This is a genomic window from Streptomyces graminilatus (assembly GCF_001418565.1).
In the GTDB taxonomy this organism is placed as follows: domain Bacteria; phylum Actinomycetota; class Actinomycetes; order Streptomycetales; family Streptomycetaceae; genus Streptomyces; species Streptomyces graminilatus.
Genome location: NZ_LIQQ01000179.1, coordinates 521 through 17,658 on the forward strand (window position 1 = coordinate 521; position 17,138 = coordinate 17,658).

Sequence of the window (17,138 nt, forward strand, 5' to 3'; positions counted from 1 at the left end):
CGGAGAGCGGCAACTACGACGCGCGGAGCGTGGGACATCTGCGCGGCGACCTCCGCCCCATCGAGATCACCCAGCCCGAAGGCCCCTCCTTCACGGTGTCCGGCAATGTGATCGAGTGGCAGCGGTGGCGGCTGCACGCCCACATCGACGTGGTGGAGGGACTCGTCATCAGTGATGTCTCCTACCACGACGGGGGACGCAAGCGCCCGATCATGCACCGGGCCGGCATCAGCGAGATGGTGGTGCCCTACGGCGACACCAGCGACGACTTCTACTTCCGGAACGTCTTCGACGCGGGCGAGTACAGCCTCGGCAAGACGGTCGGTTCGCTCAGTCTCGGATGCGACTGCCTGGGCGAGATCAGATACCTCGACGCGGTGCTCGCCGACGAGTCGGGCACCCCGCACACCGTCACCAACGCCATCTGCCTGCACGAGGAGGACTACGGCATCCTCTGGAAGCACTGGGACTTCCGGTACGTCCAGCAGGCCGAGGTCAGGCGTTCGCGGCGGCTCGTCGTGTCGTCGATCCACACGATCGGCAACTACGAGTACGGCTTCTTCTGGTACTTCTACCTCGACGGGACGATCCAGTTCGAGGCCAAGCTGACCGGCATCGTCCAGACACGGGCGGTCGCTCCCGGCGAGAGGCCCGCCTACGGAACGCTGGTGGCGCCCCAGTTGGACGCGCCGAACCACCAGCACCTGTTCAACATGCGCCTGGACATGGAGGTCGACGGGCCGCGCAACACGGTCGTGGAGGTCGACGCGATCGGTCTGCCGATGGGGCCGGACAACCCGTACGGGAACGCGATCGTCGCCCGCCGCACGGAGATCACCAACGAACGTGACGGCCGCCGGATGTGCGACCCGCTCACCGCGCGTACCTGGAAGATCACCAACCCCGGTGTGCGCAACCGCCTCGGCGAGCCCGTCGCCTACAAACTGGTCCCCTTCGTCGGCCCGACGCTGCTCGCCGCTCCCGAGAGCGATCTGGCGCGCCGCGCCGAGTTCGCGCGGGCGCATCTGTGGGTGACCCGGTACAGCCCGGACGAACAGCACGCGGCCGGCGACTACCCGAACCAGCATCCCGGCGACGGGATCGGCCAGTGGATCGAGCAGGAGCGCGATCTGGTCGACACGGACGTGGTGCTCTGGCACACCTTCGGCACCTCGCATCTGCCCCGGCCGGAGGACTGGCCCATCATGCCGTGCGACTACGTCGGGTTCGCGCTGAAGCCGGTCGGGTTCTTCGACCGCAACCCCTCGCTGGACGTACCGCCCCCGTCAGGACACGGGACGAGCAACTGCCACGCCGTACCGCGGGAGAGCGGCCGGGCCGGGGAGTGACCGGCGCCGGATCCGTACGACCGCCTCGGACGGGTGCGGGCCCGCGGCTGTCCCGCCCGGTCGGCGAACCGGCGGGACGGCCTCGGATGTCATCCCGTGACCGGCTCGGGGCCCGCCCCGCCGACCAACTGCGTCGCGGCCGTCCGGGCGGCCTCCGTCACCAGGTGGGGAACCTGTTCGTCGACGAGCTTGAGACCGATCTGCACCACGCCCAGGCTCGCTGTCGACCAGCCCGAGACCCGGATGGGGGCGGCGACACCGATCGCGCCCTCCTGGAGCGACCCCACGCTGACGGCGTGGCCCCGACGACGCGCCTCGCGGACGTCGGCGGTGTCGTCGTCGCTCTCCGGTCTGCCGGCGAGGATGGCGATCCCGTCCGCGCCGACCGTCAGGGCGTGCCGGGCGCCTTCGCGCATGGCGAGGTGCATCGTGGAGTTCGGTGGTTCCGCCGTCAGCAGGATCAGGGCCTGGTCGCCGTCGGCGACGCTCAACAGCGCCGTGCTGTTGGTCTGTTCGCTGAGCCGGCGCAGAATCGGCAGGACGGTCGTCTGCAACCGTGGTTTGAGCTGCCCGGCCAGTTCGGCCACGCCGAACCCGAGGATGTACCGCGTGCCGAGACGGGCGACGAGGTTGTGCGCCTCCAGGGTGCGCAGCAGACGGTAGACGGCCGCCCGCGCGATGCTCAGCCGCTCGGCGAGTTCTGTCGCCGTGAGACCGTCGGCGTTTCGTGCGAGCTGCGCCAACACCGTCAGCCCGCGGTCAAGAGTCAGGGACGTTTCCCCGCCGGTCGCCGCCACGATCTTCTCGCGCCTCCTGCATCGCTGTGCCGCAGATCATGCCACGGAGGCCGGAAACGCAGTATGCCGCCGACCCCTTGACCCGGCGTCACCGCCATCCCTATGGTTTCAAATATCGTCCACATAGAACGGTAATCGTACTCATGCTAACACGCGCAGCAGCAGAACGGCTGGTCAGCACGGTTCCGACGGAGCCCTACCTCGCCGGGCGATGGGACAGCAGCCAGAGTGCCGACACCTTCGACGTCATCGACCCGGTGACCGAACGACGGCTCACGACCGTGGCAGCGGCCGGGGCCGGCGAGGTGGACAGAGCCGTGTCCCACGCCAGGTCGGCCCTGGACGAGGGGGCGTGGGGGAGGACCGACGGGAGCACCAGAGCACTGCTGCTGCACCGCCTCGCCGATCTGATCGAGGCGCGGAGCGAGGAGTTCGCGATCCTGGAGTCGCTGGACGTCGGCAAGCCCGCCTTCGAGCCACGGGCGATCGATCTGCCCCAGACGATCCAGACCTTCCGCTACTTCGCCGGGTGGGCCGACAAGCTGGAGGGCCGTTCGATCCCGACCGGCGCGTACATGGGCCGGCCCACGCACAGCTACACCGTGCGCGAGCCGGTGGGCGTGGTCGCGGCCATCACACCCTGGAACTCGCCCACCATGATCGGCGCCTGGAAGATCGCGCCGGCGCTCGCCGCGGGCTGTGCCGTCGTCCTGAAGCCCCCGGAGGACGCGCCCCTCACCTCGCTTCTCCTGGCGTCGCTGATCGAGGAAGCGGGCTTCCCGGCCGGGGCGTTCAGCGTGCTGCCCGGACTCGGAGCCGTGACCGGCCAGGCGCTCATCGACCACCCCGGGGTGGACAAGATCTCCTTCACCGGAAGCCCGGAGACGGGATACAAGGTGGCCGTGGCGGCGGCGAAGGGCTTCCGCCGTACGACCCTGGAACTTGGCGGCAAGAGCCCCCAGATCGTCTTCGGGGACGCGAACCTGGACGACGCGACGATGGGTGTCGCGGCCGGCGTCTTCGCGAACCAGGGAGAGGTGTGCGCCGCGGGCAGCCGCATCCTGGTCGCCCGCGCCGTGTACGACGAGTTCGTCGAGCGGCTGGTGGCGCGAGCACGTGACATCAAGGTCGGCGACCCGTTCGACGAGGGCACCACGATGGGCGCGCTGATCAACGCCCGGCAACTGGAGCGGGTTTCCGGCTACATCAAGACGGGAGCCGACGACGGCGCCCGCCTGGTCACCGGCGGCGGCCGGCCGGACCGCAAGGGATTCTTCGTCGAACCGACGCTGTTCGCCGAGGTCGACAACACCATGACGATCGCCCGGCAGGAGATCTTCGGGCCCGTGGGCGCGGTCATCCCGTTCGACTCGGACACCGAGGCGGTCACGATCGCCAACGACAGCGACTACGCGCTGGCCGCCACCCTGTGGACCTCCGACGTCAACAGGGCGCACGCGCTCGCCCGCCGGGTCAAGGCCGGCGCTGTCGCGATCAACGGCTGGGCGCCGCTCGACCCCCGGCTGCCGTGGGGCGGTTCCAAGCTCAGCGGACAGGGGCGCGAACTCGGCTGGGCCGGGATCGAGGCGAACACCGAGGAGAAGTCGGTCACCGCCGTCCTCTCCTACGCACCGGACAAGTGAACAGGCGCCCCGAGGCGCCTTCGCCGGAACGGGCAGCAGAGCTCTGGGAGGGGATTTCCGTGGCAGCACATGTGTTGGTCGTCTACTACAGCGCGACCGGGTCCGTGCACCGGCTCGCACAGGCGGTGGCCGAAGGCGCCGAGTCGGCGGGCGCCGAGGTCCGGCTGCGCAGGGTCGCCGAACTCGCCCCGGACGAGGCGATAGCCGCTAACCCCGACTGGGGCAGGCACCGCGCGGAGACGGAGTCGACCGTCCAGGTCGCCGAACTCGCCGACCTGGAATGGGCCGACGGATACGCCTTCGGCACCCCGACGCGGTACGGCGCCCCGGCGGCCCAGCTGAAGCAGTTCATCGACACCGCCGGAGGCCTCTGGCAGGCCGGGAAGCTGGCGGACAAGCCGGTGACGGCCTTCGTCTCCTCGGCCGAGCAGCACGGCGGCCAGGAGTCGACGATCCTCTCGCTGAACAACGTCTTCTACCACTGGGGCGCGCTCATCGTCCCCCTCGGCTACACGGACGACATCGTCTACGCCGCCGGCGGCAACCCCTACGGCACGTCGTGGCCGGCCGGATTCCCCTCGAACGCCCCGGACGAGGTCACCCTGGACTGCGCCCGCTTCCAGGGCGCCCGGCTGGCACGCTTCGCGACGCTGCTCTCGGCGGACCGGGCGCCGACGCCCGCCGGACAGAGCTGAGCGGGCGAACAAGGGCGCGGTGACCGTCGTACCCGGTCACCTGGGCGCCCGCCTGAACCAACCGGACCAGCGTCCCGTGAGTCAACCGGACTCCTCCCCTCGGGACGCGCGGCCCCGTCGCGGACTCCCCTACCGCGACGGGGCTTTCCCGTCCGTCACACGGACTCGACGTCGGTGGTGGCGAGCTTCGCGTAGACCGCGGGCCGCTTGCGGCGGATCCGGGTCGCGAGGACGACGCCGATCGCGAAGACGATCGGGGTGAGCGCGGCGAGGCCCCAGTTGACGGCCGCCGGAGCGCCGGTGAAGAGATCGAGTTTCGTGCAGACCAGCCCTGTGGTCACGGCCAGGAGGACCGCGGCGGTCGCGGGCGCGACGGTCGTACGCAGGCGTCCCGCCCCGACGAGACCGGGGTTGCGGCGGAAGAAGGCGACCACGGCGCAGGCGGCCAGCGTCTGGAGCGCGAGGATGCCGACCACTCCCGGGGTGTTCACCCACAGCAGGAACTCGTTGTACGGGTGTGCGCCGATCGCGGCGAAGACGCCGGTGACGATCGCCGCGAGCACGGTCTGCGCGATGCCGGAGACCCAGGGCGAGCCGTGCCGGGGGTGGATGCGGCCCAGCGGCGCGGGTGCGGCGCCCTCGACGGACAGCGCGTAGCCGTAGCGCGTGATGGCGTTGTGGAAGGCGAGCAGCGAGGCCAGCAGGCTGCTGACGATCAGGATCCGCTGGAGGTCGGTGGCCCAGCCGCCCACGTACTGGGTCATGGCGGTGAAGAACATCTCGGCCGGGTTCTGCGCGGCGACCCCGATGACCTTGGCGTCACCGAAGGCCTGGACGATGACCCACACGATGAACGTGTAGAAGAGGCCGAGGAAGCCGACGGCCAGATAGGTGGCGCGGGGCACCGTGCGGTCGGGGTCGCGGGCCTCCTCGCGGTACAGGACGGTGGCCTCGAAGCCGATGAAGGCGGCGGTGGCGAGGCCCAGCGGCGCGCTCATCCTCGAGGTGAAGACGTTGGAGGGGGCGAAGGAGGCCAGGCTCAGGCCGTCCGCGCCGCCCTTGACGAGGATCGCGCCTGCCAGCAGCACCAGGACGGCGGTCTCCGCGATCAGCAGCGCGGCGAGGATCTTGGCGCCCACATGGATCGACCGGAAACCGAGGAACCACACGACGGCGATCGCCGCGAAGGCGTACACCGGCCAGGGCAGATCGAGGCCCAGAAGGTCGTTCGCCGTACCGGCGGCGAAGAAGCCGAAGGCGCCGTACGTGCCGATCTGGAGGGCGTTGTACGAGAACACCGCCAGCAGGGCCGCGCCCAGTCCGGCGGGGCGGCCCAGGCCCCGGGCGATGTACGAGTAGAAGGCGCCCGCGTTGCGGATGTGGGGCGTCATGGCGGTGAAACCGACCGCGAACAGGCACAGCACGACGCCGACCGCGAGATAGGCGACCGGGGCACCGATGCCGCCGAAGAGGATGGCGAGCGGGGCGATACCCGCCATCACGGTGAGCGGGGCTGCGGCGGCCACGACGAAGAAGACGATGTCGGCGACGCCGAGCATGCCCCGCTGAAGGTGGCCGGTCGGTTCCGTCCCGGCAGCCGTCGGGGACTGTTGGGGTGCGTGGGAAGTCTGGGGCTCGGTCATGGTGTCTCCGCGTGCTGCGTGAGGATACAGGGTGAGTGAGTTGCTGACCTTGATGAGCGGTTCGGCCGGGGAAGGTGCCTCGCGGCTACCGGGCGCCGGCCGGAACGGGGAAGAGGGTGTAGAAACCGTGGGTGCGCCGGCCGGCGAGCCAGGTGCCCACGACGGGCAGCTCCGCGAGGTCGCCCGGAGCCGCCGTGACCGGGTCGGCGGCGAGGTGCACCAGGTCGGCGCGCATTCCGGGGCGCAGAACGCCCCACTCCCGCTCCTCGAACGCCTGGTGGGCGCAGCCGGCGGAGTAGGCGGCCAGGGCGGTCGCGGTGTCGATCCGCTCCTCGGGGAGCCAGCCGCCCTCGGGGATTCCGTCGGGTGTCTGGCGGGTCACGGCGGTGGCGACGCCACGCAGTGGTTCGTGGTCGGTGACCGGCCAGTCGCTGCCGAACGCGACGCGCGCGCCGGAGGCGAGCAGGGCGGCGATCTGGTACTGGCGCGCGCCGCGCTCCGGGCCGATCCTCGGCAGGGTGAGGTCGGTCATCAGCCGGTCGGGCTGGGCCCACAGCGGCTGGAGATTGGCGATCACCCCGAGTTCGGCGAAGCGGGGCAGGTCGGCGGGGTCGATCAGTTGCGCGTGGGCGATGACCGGACGGCGGTCGCGGGGGCCGTTGACACGGGTCGCGGCCTCGATGGCGTCCAGTGCCACCCGTACACCGCCGTCGCCGAGGGCGTGGATGTGCGGCTGGAAGCCGAGGGCGTCGATCGCGGTGACGGCCTCCGCCAGCTCGTCCGGTGCCCAGTTGGCGATGCCGTGCGAGTGCGCGCAGTCGGTGTAGGGCTCCAGGAGGGCGGCCGTGCCGGACTCGATGACCCCGTCGGCGAAGAACTTCACGGTGTGCGCGGTGAGCAGCCCGGGGGCGGCGCCCTCCACCCGTGCGCGCTTGGCGGTGAACAGCGGGAGCTGCTCGCGCCAGTTCTCCGGCCCGAGGAAGAACCCGAGGTCGGCACGGACCGGCAGCCCCGGGCCGTTGACCGCCGCGGTGATCCAGACCTCGGCGTGCCGCGGTTCCACCCAGGCGTCCTGCACCCAGGTCACCCCGGCGGCGGCGAACCGGGCGGCGGTCTCGCACAGCGCGTCGACCATCGCCTCGTGGGACGGCTGGGGGACGAGGTCGAGGACGGGCTGCAGGGCGCCGAACTCGCGCAGGGTGCCCAACGGCTCGGCGGAGCCCTCCCGGCGCACGATCTCCCCGCCGGCCGGATCGGGCGTGGCGGCGGTGAACCCGGCCCGGCGCAGCGCCTCGCTGTTCACCCACGCCGTGTGGTGGTCCATGGTGCGCAGCACCACGGGCCGGTCCGGGACGGCCGCGTCCAGCCGGCGGGCGTCGAACCGGCCGTCGGGGGCGAGCCAGGCGTCGAAACCGTCGCCGGTGATCCACTCTGCCTCGGGGTGCTCGTCGGCCCAGTGCCGTACCGCCTCGACGATGTCCTCCACGGAGGAGCACTCGCGCACGGGCGCGCCGAGCAGGCCCAGGCCGCCCATCACGGGGTGTACGTGCCCGTCGCCGAACGCGGGCAGCAGCGCGCCCCCGCGCAGATCGACCACGACGGTGCCGGTTCCGCGGGCGGCGAGTGCCTCCGCGCCGAGTGCGCTGATCCTTCCGTCCGTGACGGCGAGGGCGTCGGTCACCGGGCATTCGGCGGCCCCGGTCCTGACGGTCCCTCCGGTGAACACGATGTCGGCCTGCATGGCGGCGGCGTCCTTCCCGTCGTACGAGATCGGAAGAGAACTGAAACTGATTCGGTTTCGGTAATGTAGGGGTCGTCCGGACGGCCGGGAAGTGTTTTACCGAAAGTCATTCGGTAAAGTTCCGGTGACAGCCGCGGGTGGCCGTGTCGCCGCCCGGCGGGCAGACGTACGAAGAGGAGCCCATGTGCCAAGGCCGCGCACCCCGCTGCTGGACCGCCGGCGCATCGGCGCGGCGGCGCTGAGGATCGCCGACGAGCAGGGCGCCCTCACCATTCCCGCCCTGGCGCGGGAGCTCGGGGTCGCCCCCTCCGCGCTCTACCACCACGTCTCCGGCCGCGAGGAGATCATCTCGCTCATGCGGGAGGAACTGGCCCTGGAGACCGGTCCCGACGACTGGGACTCGGCGCAGCCCTGGGAACAGGCCCTGGAGGCATGGGCCCGCTCCTACCGCACGGCCTTCGCGGCCCACCCCGGAGCCGTACCCCTGCTCGCGACGGCCCCGCTGGCCGAGCCCTTCATGCACGCGATGTACGAGAAGGTCGCCGAGCTCCTGCTGTCGGCCGGCTTCACCACCGGCCAGGTCATGCCTCTGATCAACGCGCTGGAGAGCTTCATCCTCGGTTCGGTCCTCGACATGGTCGCGCCGCCGGTGATGGTCCCCGCCGTGACCCGGGAGACCACCCCCCACCTCGGCGCCGTACTCGACGACACCCCCACCGACCACCGCCGGGCCGAGCTGGCGTTCGACGTCGGTCTGCGGGCCATGCTCACCGGCTTCCGGGAGCTCTCGCCCCGCTGACCGGAGCACGGGACCGTACCGCGCCACACCCACCCATCACCGGAGGAGCCCCGCATGACCGCCGCTTTCCACATCCTGACCACCGGCTACGCCGACGAGCGGGTGGCCGGCACCGTCACCCTGCTCCTGGACGGCGACACGGTCGTGGTCGCCGACCCCGGCATGGTCGCGGACCGCCGGCTCATCCTGGACCCGCTCGCGGACCACGGACTGACCCCCGAGGACGTCACCGACGTCGTCTTCAGTCACCACCACCCGGACCACACCCTCAACGCGGCCCTGTTCCCCCGCGCCCGCTTCCACGACCACATGGCGATCTACCAGAACGACATCTGGGAGGACCGCGACGCCGACGGATACCAGCTCTCGCCGTCGATCACCCTCATGACGACCCCCGGCCACACCGCCGAGGACGTCAGCACCCTGGTCGCGGCCCCCGAGGGCCTGGTGGTCCTGACCCATCTGTGGTGGACCGCCGAGGGGCCCGCCGACGACCCCTTCGCGCCCGACCGCGAGCAACTGCGGGCGGCCAGGGAGAAGATCCTGGCCCTCGGCCCGGCCCTGATCGTGCCGGGCCACGGGGCACCCTTCGTACCGTCGGCTTCGACGCCCGTCTGACGAGTCGCCTCCGGTGTCGCCGGGGTTCGGCTGGAGAACACCGAGATCCCGTACTCCGCACAACTGACGCCGGCCGCCGTGACGGCGGCGCACGAGCGCGGCTGTCTGCTCATGACGATGCCGAACTCGATGTCCTCGTGGATGTGGCTGAACACGCCGGCCGGGACCACGGGCTCCGGGTGCCTCGGGACCCGCTGGTGGTGTGCGTCAGCGCGGACCCGGACTACGCGACGGCCGGCCCGCCCGTCACCATGCTCGGCCTTTGCCCGGAACGGGTGGGCACCGAGGCGGTCGGCCTGCTGATCGCGGTCATCAACTCCCGCGGCGGTGTGGACCGGCACCGGCTCGTACAGCCGGTGCCGCCGCCCCGCCGGTCCACGCGACGCCCCGTGCCGCGGAGAAGAACCACACCCTGATACATAGGATGTATTAGCGGGTATGGAGGGGGTCTTTGTCCAGGGGTGCGGCAAGGACAGAGGGGCCTGCCCGTCCGGACCGGCTCCACCTGCCGGCCGCTCGCACCCCGATCGCCCACAAGCACCCCGCCGGGGCCCCGACCCGGCGGGGTTGGCGCGTGCAACGGATGCGCGGCGGGGCTGTCGTGACGGGGTGTCAGGGAAAACCGCACGTGTGGATGGCGTGAAAAATCGGCGACAACCTACCCCTGAAATGAGTACTACTCATTTTTGGATTATGGATAACCGGATGACTCGGTTCGAGTGGCGGTGGGCCGTCCATCGCCATGGTGAGCCGTGCCGTGAGCTGGACTATCTCCCGACTACGGGTGGTTCGCCCGGGGGTGGTAGCAGGTGCAGCCGCGTGTCGTCGATGTTGCGTCGATGAAAAATAGGTATGTCTATCGTCTTGACTGGGAGGCTGTTCTGCATCGATAAATGCAACTCATAAGGAACGGGGTTCGAGGAGGAACCAAAGATGAGACCTCTACGCTTCGGCGCAGGGACGGTCACGGCGCTCGCGGTGGCGACTGTCGCCTTCGCCGCCGTGCTGCCGGTTCAGCCCGCCTTCGCGGCGGCGACGAACTTCTACGTCGACCCGGTGAACGGCAACGACAGCAACTCGGGCACCAGCACCGGCTCGGCCTTCAAGACCGTCCAGGCCGCCAAGGCCGCGGTCGCGGCCATCAACTCAAGCATGTCCGACGACATCGTCGTGAACCTGCGCGGAGGCACGTACCCCCTCACCGCTCCGATCACTTTCGGCGCCAGTGACTCGGGCAACAACGGCCACACGGTCATCTACCAGGCGTACAACGGCGAGACGCCCGTGATCAGCGGCGGCAAGGCGATCACCGGCTGGACCACGGCCTCGAACGGCGAGTACAAGGCGTCCGTGGGCAGCCTCGACTTCCGGCAGCTCTACGTCAACGGCGTCCGCGCCACCCGGTCCCGCTACCCCGACATCGGCTCGGACTTCCAGCTCCAGGGCAGCGACAAGCCCAACAAGCTGCTGAAGGTCCTCAGCTCGCAGGTCTCCAACTGGAACCAGCTGAGCAGGGTCGAGATGATGCTGGAGACGCAGTGGGGCGAAAGCTACCTGCGGCTGAACTCGATCAGCTCCGCCAACGGCATCGCCAACATCTCGATCCAGAACCACGAGGCGGGCATCCTCTTCCAGCGCCCCTGGCCGCAGCTCTCCGACGGCTCCCCCCTGCACTTCGAGAACGCCCACGAGTTCCTCAACGAACCGGGCGAGTTCTACGTCGACACGGCCACGCAGACCGTGTACTACAAGCCCCGCGCCGGCGAGGACATGTCCACGGCCACCGTGCAGGCGCCGGCGGTCGAGACGCTCTTCGACGTCAAGGGTGCGAACCTCAACAGCCCCGCCCACGACCTGAAGTTCTCCGGGATCACCTTCACCCAGACCACCTGGATGGAGGCGACCAACAACGGCTACCTCAACGCCCAGAGCGGCAACTACAACATCTCGTCCGACAACAACAACAACCAGTTCGTCGGTCGTCCGCCCGGCGGGGTCCAGGCCGCGAACGCGGACCGGATCTCCTTCACGGGCAACACCTTCACGCAGATGGGCGCCTCCGCCCTCGACCTGTCCCACGGCGTGCACGACAGCACCGTGACCGGCAACGTCATCACCGACATCTCCGGCAACGGCATCAACGTCGGCAAGTTCTCCGACCCGACCGTGGAGTACCACAGCGTCTACAACCCGCCCACCACACCGGCCGGTGAGGACGCCCGGGAAGTGGTCAAGAACATCACCATCAAGAACAACCTGATCACCCGGATCGGTGAGGACTACCTCGGAACCGCGGGCATCGACGCGGGCTTCGTCAACAGCACCACCATCGACCACAACGACATCTCCGACACCCCGTGGGCCGGTATCTCGCTCGGCTGGGGCTGGCAGTCGGCGGCCAACGCCGAGGGGAACAACAGCATCAGCTTCAACCGCATCGGCAACGTGATGAACCGGCTGTGCGACTCCGCCGGTATCTACCACCTGTCGAACGACCCGAACACGGTCATCAACGGCAACTACGTCCACGACGTGCTTCGGTCCCCGGTCGCCTGCGGCTCGGCCGTGTCCGGCATCTACCTGGACGAGGGGTCGAACAACATGACCGTCTCGAACAACGTGCTGTCGCAGACCGACACCCAGATCAACCAGAACCGCAACGGCACCAACGTCACGCTCACCAACAACACGACCTCCGGCGACACGGTGATCAAGGCCTCCGGTCTTGAGTCCGCCTACCAGGGGCTGTTGACGAAGCTCAACCTCGCCTACAACAAGTCGGCGTCCTCCTCGTCGGTCTACGGTGTCGGCACGGAGGCCTCGAAGGCTGTCGACAACGACGGCGCGACCGGCTGGTCGCCGACCGGGGCCGACACCTCGGCCTGGTGGCAGGTCGACCTGGGCAAGGCCTACCAGCTCGGCCAGTTCTCCCTGACGACCCGCCAGAACCTGGACCAGTCCGAGACCCGCGGCAACTTCGAGGTCCGGGGCTCCAACGACCCGTCCTTCGCCAGCTACACCGTCCTCGGACGCCAGACGAGCACCCTGCCGTACACCGCGACGCTCAACGGCAACATCGACGTCCGCCAGCAGTTCCGCTACGTACGGGTCGCCAAGACCGACGGCGCGTACTTCTACATCACGGACTTCAGCGTCCAGCAGGGCGGCGGCGCGCTCCAGGCCGCGACCGGCCAGCCGAACACCAACCCGTCGTCCTTCTACACGATCACCAACGTCAACAGCGGCCAGGTCATGGACGACTCCGGCTGGTCCTCGGCCGACGGCAACCCCATCACCCAGTGGTCGAGCACCGGTAACGTCAACCAGCAGTGGAGCATCATCCCGGTCAGCGGGCAGCTCTACAAGATCGTGAACAGGTTCAGCGGCAAGGCCCTCGACACGGGCTGGGCCAGCCACTGGCGGGGAACCTACACTCAGCAGAACACCTACAACGGCAGCAACAACCAGCTCTGGTACTTCGAGCAGACCACCGGTGGCTACCTCATCCGCAACTACGAGAGCCGGCAGGCCCTCCAGGTGAAGGACGCGTCGACGACGAACGGCGCCACCATCGAACAGTCGGACGCCGTGAACCAGACCAACGGGATCTGGACGATCCAGTAACCAACCCCTGAGCGCGGAGCACCGTCCCGCGCCGAGTACACGGAGCACCGTCCCGGAGGTCCCGGGGCGGTGCTCCGCCACGTACGGGGAGACGCGTTCGGGACGACCTGTTCAGGTGACCCGTTCAGGGTGATGAAAAATCACCAGTACTCGCGGAATTCGGCCCACGACCGGTCAGGGCCGGGCACGTACGTTTTTCGCATGTCAACCAGCAAGCAACTCCTGACGTCGGTTCAGGCGGCGCGCTTCGTCGCGCAGGGATTTCTGCGCCTGGACGCGGTGGTGCCGCAGGAGATCAACGAACGGGCGATCGCGACCCTGACCGAGGGCCTGCCGGGTGTGCCCTACGGCACTCCGCTGAGCAAGGCGTTCGCCGAGGACACCTTCGTCCACGAACTGCTCGGACTGCCGGCCGTCGCGGGCGCCGTCGAGAGCCTGGTCGGCCCCGACCCGACCGTCGACCACCACGCGATCCACGTACGCGAGCCGCACGAGGGCCACGCGCAGCCCCTCCACGGCGACGCGATCATCGACGTACGGCCGGACGCGTTCGACATCCAGCTCATGTACTACCCGCACGAGGTGACCGCCGAGATGGGCGGCACGCTCAGTGTGCCCGGCAGTCATCTGCGCAGGATCAACGAGACGGACGTCGGCCGCGTCCAGAACCTCCGCGGGCAGACGCGGCTGACCTGCCCGGCGGGCACGGTCGTCCTCCTGCACCACGGTATCTGGCACGGCGGTCGCCGCAACGACACCGCCCGCCGCCGCTTCATGTACAAGCTCCGCCTCAACCCGACCGTGCCCCAGGTGCGGCTCTGGGACACCACCGACCTGCACGACCCGGCGGTGTACGCGGAACTCAACACCTACTTCCCCTGGGCCGAGCAGGCCACCGCCCGACTGGAGATCTACAACCGGGTCCTGCTGTGGCGGGCCCTGACCGGCGACGAGTCGTTCGACGTCGAGTACTGGGTCACGCGCGTCACCAACCGGCCGGCCCTGAGGAGTCACGCATGAGCTTGAGACAGCGGGTTCTGGTCCTCTATCTGTCGACGTCGGCACTCGACTCCGACGTACTGGGCTGGTCAGAGTACGACGGGACCGGACGGACCCGGCCGACGACCGGCGACAGCGACGAGCCGCCGTACGCCACCGGGCTCGCCGCCCTGCTCGACGGGTGGCGGCTGTTCCAGGCGGCCCAGTTGCTGCCGCCGCAGTCCGGTCACGAGTACGACGTCTCCTTCCTCAAGCACGAGTTCTTCTTCGAGAAGCTGGAGGAACTGGAGGCAGGCGAACGCCCCTGACCAGGCCCCTGACCAGGCCTCCGACCCCGGCCCCGGATCAGTAGCCGTAGATCATCTTGTAGGCGACCTCCGGCAGGAACTGCCCGGCCGAGGAGCCGCCGCCGACACCGCAGTTGCCGTCGGACTCGCCCGGGACCTTGATCCACAGGAGCATCTCGGCGCCTCCGCCCAGCCGGGTGGGGGTGCCGATCCGGCGGCCCGAGGGGTTGCACCACTGGCCGTTGGCGCCGTTGCCGTTGCGGCTGGTGTCCACGACGAACGGCTTGGTGTAGCCGTACCGGGCGCTCAGCTCGGCGTTGACGGCGTTGCCGTACGCGGTGTTCTCGCCGGTGGTCACGTAGTTGGAGATGTTGAGCGAGAAGCCGTGGGCCTGTCGCAGGCCGGCTTCGTGGAGGCGCTTGGCCATGGTCGCCGCGCTCGCCCAGGCCGGGTTGCCGGAGTCCAGATAGACCCAGGTGTTGGGGGCCTGGCGGTTGAACTCGGCGAGCGCGCCGCTGAGCATGGCCCGGCGTTCGTCGATCTGGGCCTGGTTCATGCAGCCGTAGTCCCCGAGGGAGTCCGGTTCGAGGACGACGACCGCGGGGCGGCCCCCGATCCCGCCCGCGAACTGGGCGATCCAGTTGGCGTAGGCGGCCGGTGAGGAGGCTCCGCCCGCGGAGTGCCCGCCGCAGTAGTCGCGGTTGTAGATGTTGTAGGCGACCAGGACGGGCAGCTTGTCCCGGGCGTCGGCCGCGCCCGCGTAGGCGCCGGTGGCGGTGCCGATGGTGCCGCTCCAGGAGCCGAACCAGCGGGCCGTCGGGGTGTTGGCGATGGAGGCGTTGATCGCGGACGCCCGCCCGTCGCCGGGGTTGGCGGTGACCCACCGCTTGGCGCTGGAGTCGGGGTCCGCGTAGAACCCGCTGGTCATGGATGTCGGGTCGGCCGCGTGGGCGGACGTTGCGGTGGCGAGCGCGAGCGGCAGCGAGGAGAGCGCTGCCGCCAGGGCGAGGAGTCTGCGGCGCATGACGGTACCTCGGTTCTCCGACGGGGATGTGTCGGTGGTCGGTGGTCTGCGGTCTTCTGTGAAGGCGGGGAGCGCTTCCGTCGGAAGCGCTCCCCGGTGTGCGGTCGGTCAGTGTGCGGGTGCGGTCAGCAGGTCGAGTTGGTCTGGGTCAGGAGGCCGAGCCGCCACGGCAGGAGGTTGTAGTCGCCGCCCGCGCTGGGGTTCAGGCCCTGATAGAGGTACTGGAGCCGGCAGGCGGGGATGGTGAGCGTCTGGTCGTAGCCCGCCCGGATCATCTCGCCGTGACTGACGTCCCGGGTCCAGGCGCCCGAGGGGAAGCTGACGTTGTTCGCCCGGGCGAAGGGGTTGCTCTCGGACGCGGCGAGCTGGGTCCAGGAGCCGCCGAGGCTGGGGGCCGTCCAGGAGCGGAAGTAGCGCCGCCCGTCGGACCCGATGGCCTCGACGAGCAGCAGGTACTGGTTGCTGCCCTGCACCTTGTACACGTTGCTCGCCTCGAACAGCGCGTTCTTGGAGTCCCGCATCGCGATGACGGTGTTCGTGAACCCGTTCGGGAACTGGCCGAGGGTCGTCTGCGAGCGGTACAGGTGGCCGTTGTCGTCGGAGGAGAACAGGTAGCAGTTGGCGCTGTCGCAGATCACCCACATGTCGACCCAGTAGCCGTTGCCGATGTTCTGCCTGATGATGTCGGGCATCGACGAGTAGAAGTTGCGCGGCGCGCTCCACCCGTTGGGGTTGCTGATGTCGGGGTTGGTCGAGTACGAGGCGTTGCCGGTCTGGTAGACGAGGTACCACAGGCGTTGCGGCGCGTTGTAGAAGACCTGCGGCGCGGCCCGGTATCCGGCCCCGATGGCCGAACGGTCCAGGTAGTAATGGGTGGCCGAGCCGGCCTGGGACCAGTCGCTGAAGTTCAGGTAGACCAGGTTGTAGCCGGACGAGCTCGCGGTGCTGGCGAACACGTGGTACTTGCCGTTGTACTGGACGACCGTCGGGTCCTTGAGACCGGCGATGTTGTGCGTCGCGTCGGACTTCGGCCCGATCAGGGAGCCGCTGGAACTCCACGTGTACCTGCCGGGCAGGGCAGCGGCGGCGGAGGCACCGCGCGTGGTGCCGGAGGCGACGCGGGTCGCGGCGGGTGTGCCGCCCATCGCCGTCAGCGCCGCGTTGTACGCCGGCTTCTTGTTGCCGTTCCGGTCGAACAGCAGCGGGTTCTCGTTGCTGCGCCAGGAGTCGCTGTCACGGATGCCCCAGACCGTGATGCCGGTGCAGCGCGGGACGTTCATGCAGGCCTTGACCGTGTTCGTGTACGCGTTCGGAGACGCCTGCGCGATGTCCAGTTCGGTGAGCTGGACGTCCACACCGAGGGCGGCGAAGCTCGAGATCGTCGTCTGGAAGCTGCCGGGAGGACCACCGGCGCCCAGGTGGGCCTGGAGGCCGACGCAGTCGATGGGCACGCCGCGTTGCTTGAAGTCGCGGACCATGCGGTAGACGCCCTGGGTCTTGGCGGCGTTCCAGTCGTCGATGCTGTAGTCGTTGTAGCAGAGCTTGGCTCCCGGGTCGGCCGCCCTGGCCGTACGGAACGCCTCCTCCAGGAAGCCGGTGCCCAGCACGTCCCGGAAGACCGAGCTGCGGAGCTGCCCGCTGCCGCCGTCGGCGAAGGCCTCGTTGACCACGTCCCAGGTGTAGATCTTGCCCTTGTAGTGGTTCGCCACCGTGGTGATGTGGTTGTTCATCACGGACCGCAGGGTGTTCGCGTCCCTGATGGAGCTGACCCAGCCGGGCAGTTGGGAGTGCCACACCAGGGTGTGGCCGCGCATGCGCTGCCCGTGGGACTGCGCGCGGCTGACGATCTGGTCGCCGGGGCCGAAGTTGAACCTGCCGCGGGACGGCTCGGTCGTGTCCCACTTCATCTCGTTCTCGGG

At 69.4% G+C, this 17,138-nt stretch carries 14 protein-coding genes; 9 read left to right on the forward strand and 5 right to left on the reverse strand.

The genetic code is table 11. The features are described from left to right. On the forward strand, positions 1 to 1,349 hold a 1,349-nt coding region (locus AOK08_RS16740), incomplete at its 5' end, for a primary-amine oxidase (protein WP_198539292.1). Between the two features lie 89 nt (positions 1,350 to 1,438). On the opposite strand, the gene AOK08_RS16745 is transcribed toward AOK08_RS16740, so the two are convergent. Then, positions 1,439 to 2,146, reverse strand: coding sequence for an IclR family transcriptional regulator (locus AOK08_RS16745; RefSeq protein WP_055526367.1), 708 nt, complete (start codon positions 2,144 to 2,146; stop codon positions 1,439 to 1,441). Positions 2,147 to 2,289: 143 nt separating this feature from the next. Between AOK08_RS16745 and AOK08_RS16750 the strand changes: the two genes are divergently transcribed. Both AOK08_RS16750 and wrbA read left to right on the forward strand, forming a co-directional pair. After that, positions 2,290 to 3,789 carry an aldehyde dehydrogenase family protein gene (locus AOK08_RS16750; RefSeq protein WP_055526368.1) on the forward strand — a complete coding sequence of 500 codons (1,500 nt, stop codon included), beginning with the start codon at positions 2,290 to 2,292 and terminating at the stop codon, positions 3,787 to 3,789. A gap of 59 nt (positions 3,790 to 3,848) precedes the next feature. Continuing rightward, positions 3,849 to 4,484: an NAD(P)H:quinone oxidoreductase gene (gene wrbA, locus AOK08_RS16755; RefSeq protein WP_055526369.1), complete on the forward strand. Its 636-nt coding sequence runs from the start codon at positions 3,849 to 3,851 to the stop codon at positions 4,482 to 4,484. A gap of 155 nt (positions 4,485 to 4,639) precedes the next feature. On the opposite strand, the gene AOK08_RS16760 is transcribed toward wrbA, so the two are convergent. Both AOK08_RS16760 and AOK08_RS16765 read right to left on the reverse strand, forming a co-directional pair. Beyond that, the gene (locus tag AOK08_RS16760) at positions 4,640 to 6,127 is read right to left on the reverse strand and encodes an APC family permease (protein WP_055526370.1); all 1,488 of its coding nucleotides are present in this window, start codon (positions 6,125 to 6,127) and stop codon (positions 4,640 to 4,642) included. Between the two features lie 85 nt (positions 6,128 to 6,212). After that, the gene (locus AOK08_RS16765; protein WP_055526371.1) at positions 6,213 to 7,868 is read right to left on the reverse strand and encodes an amidohydrolase; all 1,656 of its coding nucleotides are present in this window, start codon (positions 7,866 to 7,868) and stop codon (positions 6,213 to 6,215) included. A gap of 184 nt (positions 7,869 to 8,052) precedes the next feature. Here AOK08_RS16765 and AOK08_RS16770 point away from each other — a divergent pair, with 184 nt between their 5' ends. The 6 genes from AOK08_RS16770 (at position 8,053) to AOK08_RS16795 (ending at position 14,216) form a co-directional block, all read left to right on the forward strand. Further along, positions 8,053 to 8,667: a TetR/AcrR family transcriptional regulator gene (locus AOK08_RS16770; protein ID WP_055526372.1), complete on the forward strand. Its 615-nt coding sequence runs from the start codon at positions 8,053 to 8,055 to the stop codon at positions 8,665 to 8,667. A 54-nt stretch (positions 8,668 to 8,721) separates the two neighbouring features. After that, positions 8,722 to 9,285 (forward strand): MBL fold metallo-hydrolase, encoded by a 564-nt coding sequence (locus AOK08_RS16775; RefSeq protein WP_055526373.1) that lies wholly within the window; start codon positions 8,722 to 8,724, stop codon positions 9,283 to 9,285. 143 nt (positions 9,286 to 9,428) lie between these two features. Next, positions 9,429 to 9,701: a substrate-binding domain-containing protein gene (locus AOK08_RS16780; RefSeq protein ID WP_241826974.1), complete on the forward strand. Its 273-nt coding sequence runs from the start codon at positions 9,429 to 9,431 to the stop codon at positions 9,699 to 9,701. Between the two features lie 517 nt (positions 9,702 to 10,218). Further along, complete coding sequence (locus AOK08_RS16785; RefSeq protein ID WP_055526375.1) at positions 10,219 to 12,909, forward strand: RICIN domain-containing protein; 2,691 nt, start codon at positions 10,219 to 10,221, stop codon at positions 12,907 to 12,909. Positions 12,910 to 13,110: 201 nt separating this feature from the next. Beyond that, positions 13,111 to 13,929, forward strand: a complete 819-nt coding sequence (locus AOK08_RS16790) for a phytanoyl-CoA dioxygenase family protein (RefSeq protein ID WP_055526376.1) — start codon at positions 13,111 to 13,113, stop codon at positions 13,927 to 13,929. Between the two features lie 2 nt (positions 13,930 to 13,931). Next, a complete protein-coding gene (locus AOK08_RS16795) occupies positions 13,932 to 14,216 on the forward strand; it encodes a hypothetical protein (RefSeq protein ID WP_055526378.1) in 285 nt (94 codons plus the stop codon). A gap of 37 nt (positions 14,217 to 14,253) precedes the next feature. On the opposite strand, the gene AOK08_RS16800 is transcribed toward AOK08_RS16795, so the two are convergent. Both AOK08_RS16800 and AOK08_RS16805 read right to left on the reverse strand, forming a co-directional pair. Then, positions 14,254 to 15,219 carry a glycoside hydrolase family 6 protein gene (locus AOK08_RS16800; RefSeq protein ID WP_055526377.1) on the reverse strand — a complete coding sequence of 322 codons (966 nt, stop codon included), beginning with the start codon at positions 15,217 to 15,219 and terminating at the stop codon, positions 14,254 to 14,256. Between the two features lie 125 nt (positions 15,220 to 15,344). Beyond that, the coding region (locus tag AOK08_RS16805) for a glycoside hydrolase (RefSeq protein ID WP_055526379.1) at positions 15,345 to 17,138 on the reverse strand (1,794 nt) is incomplete at its 5' end.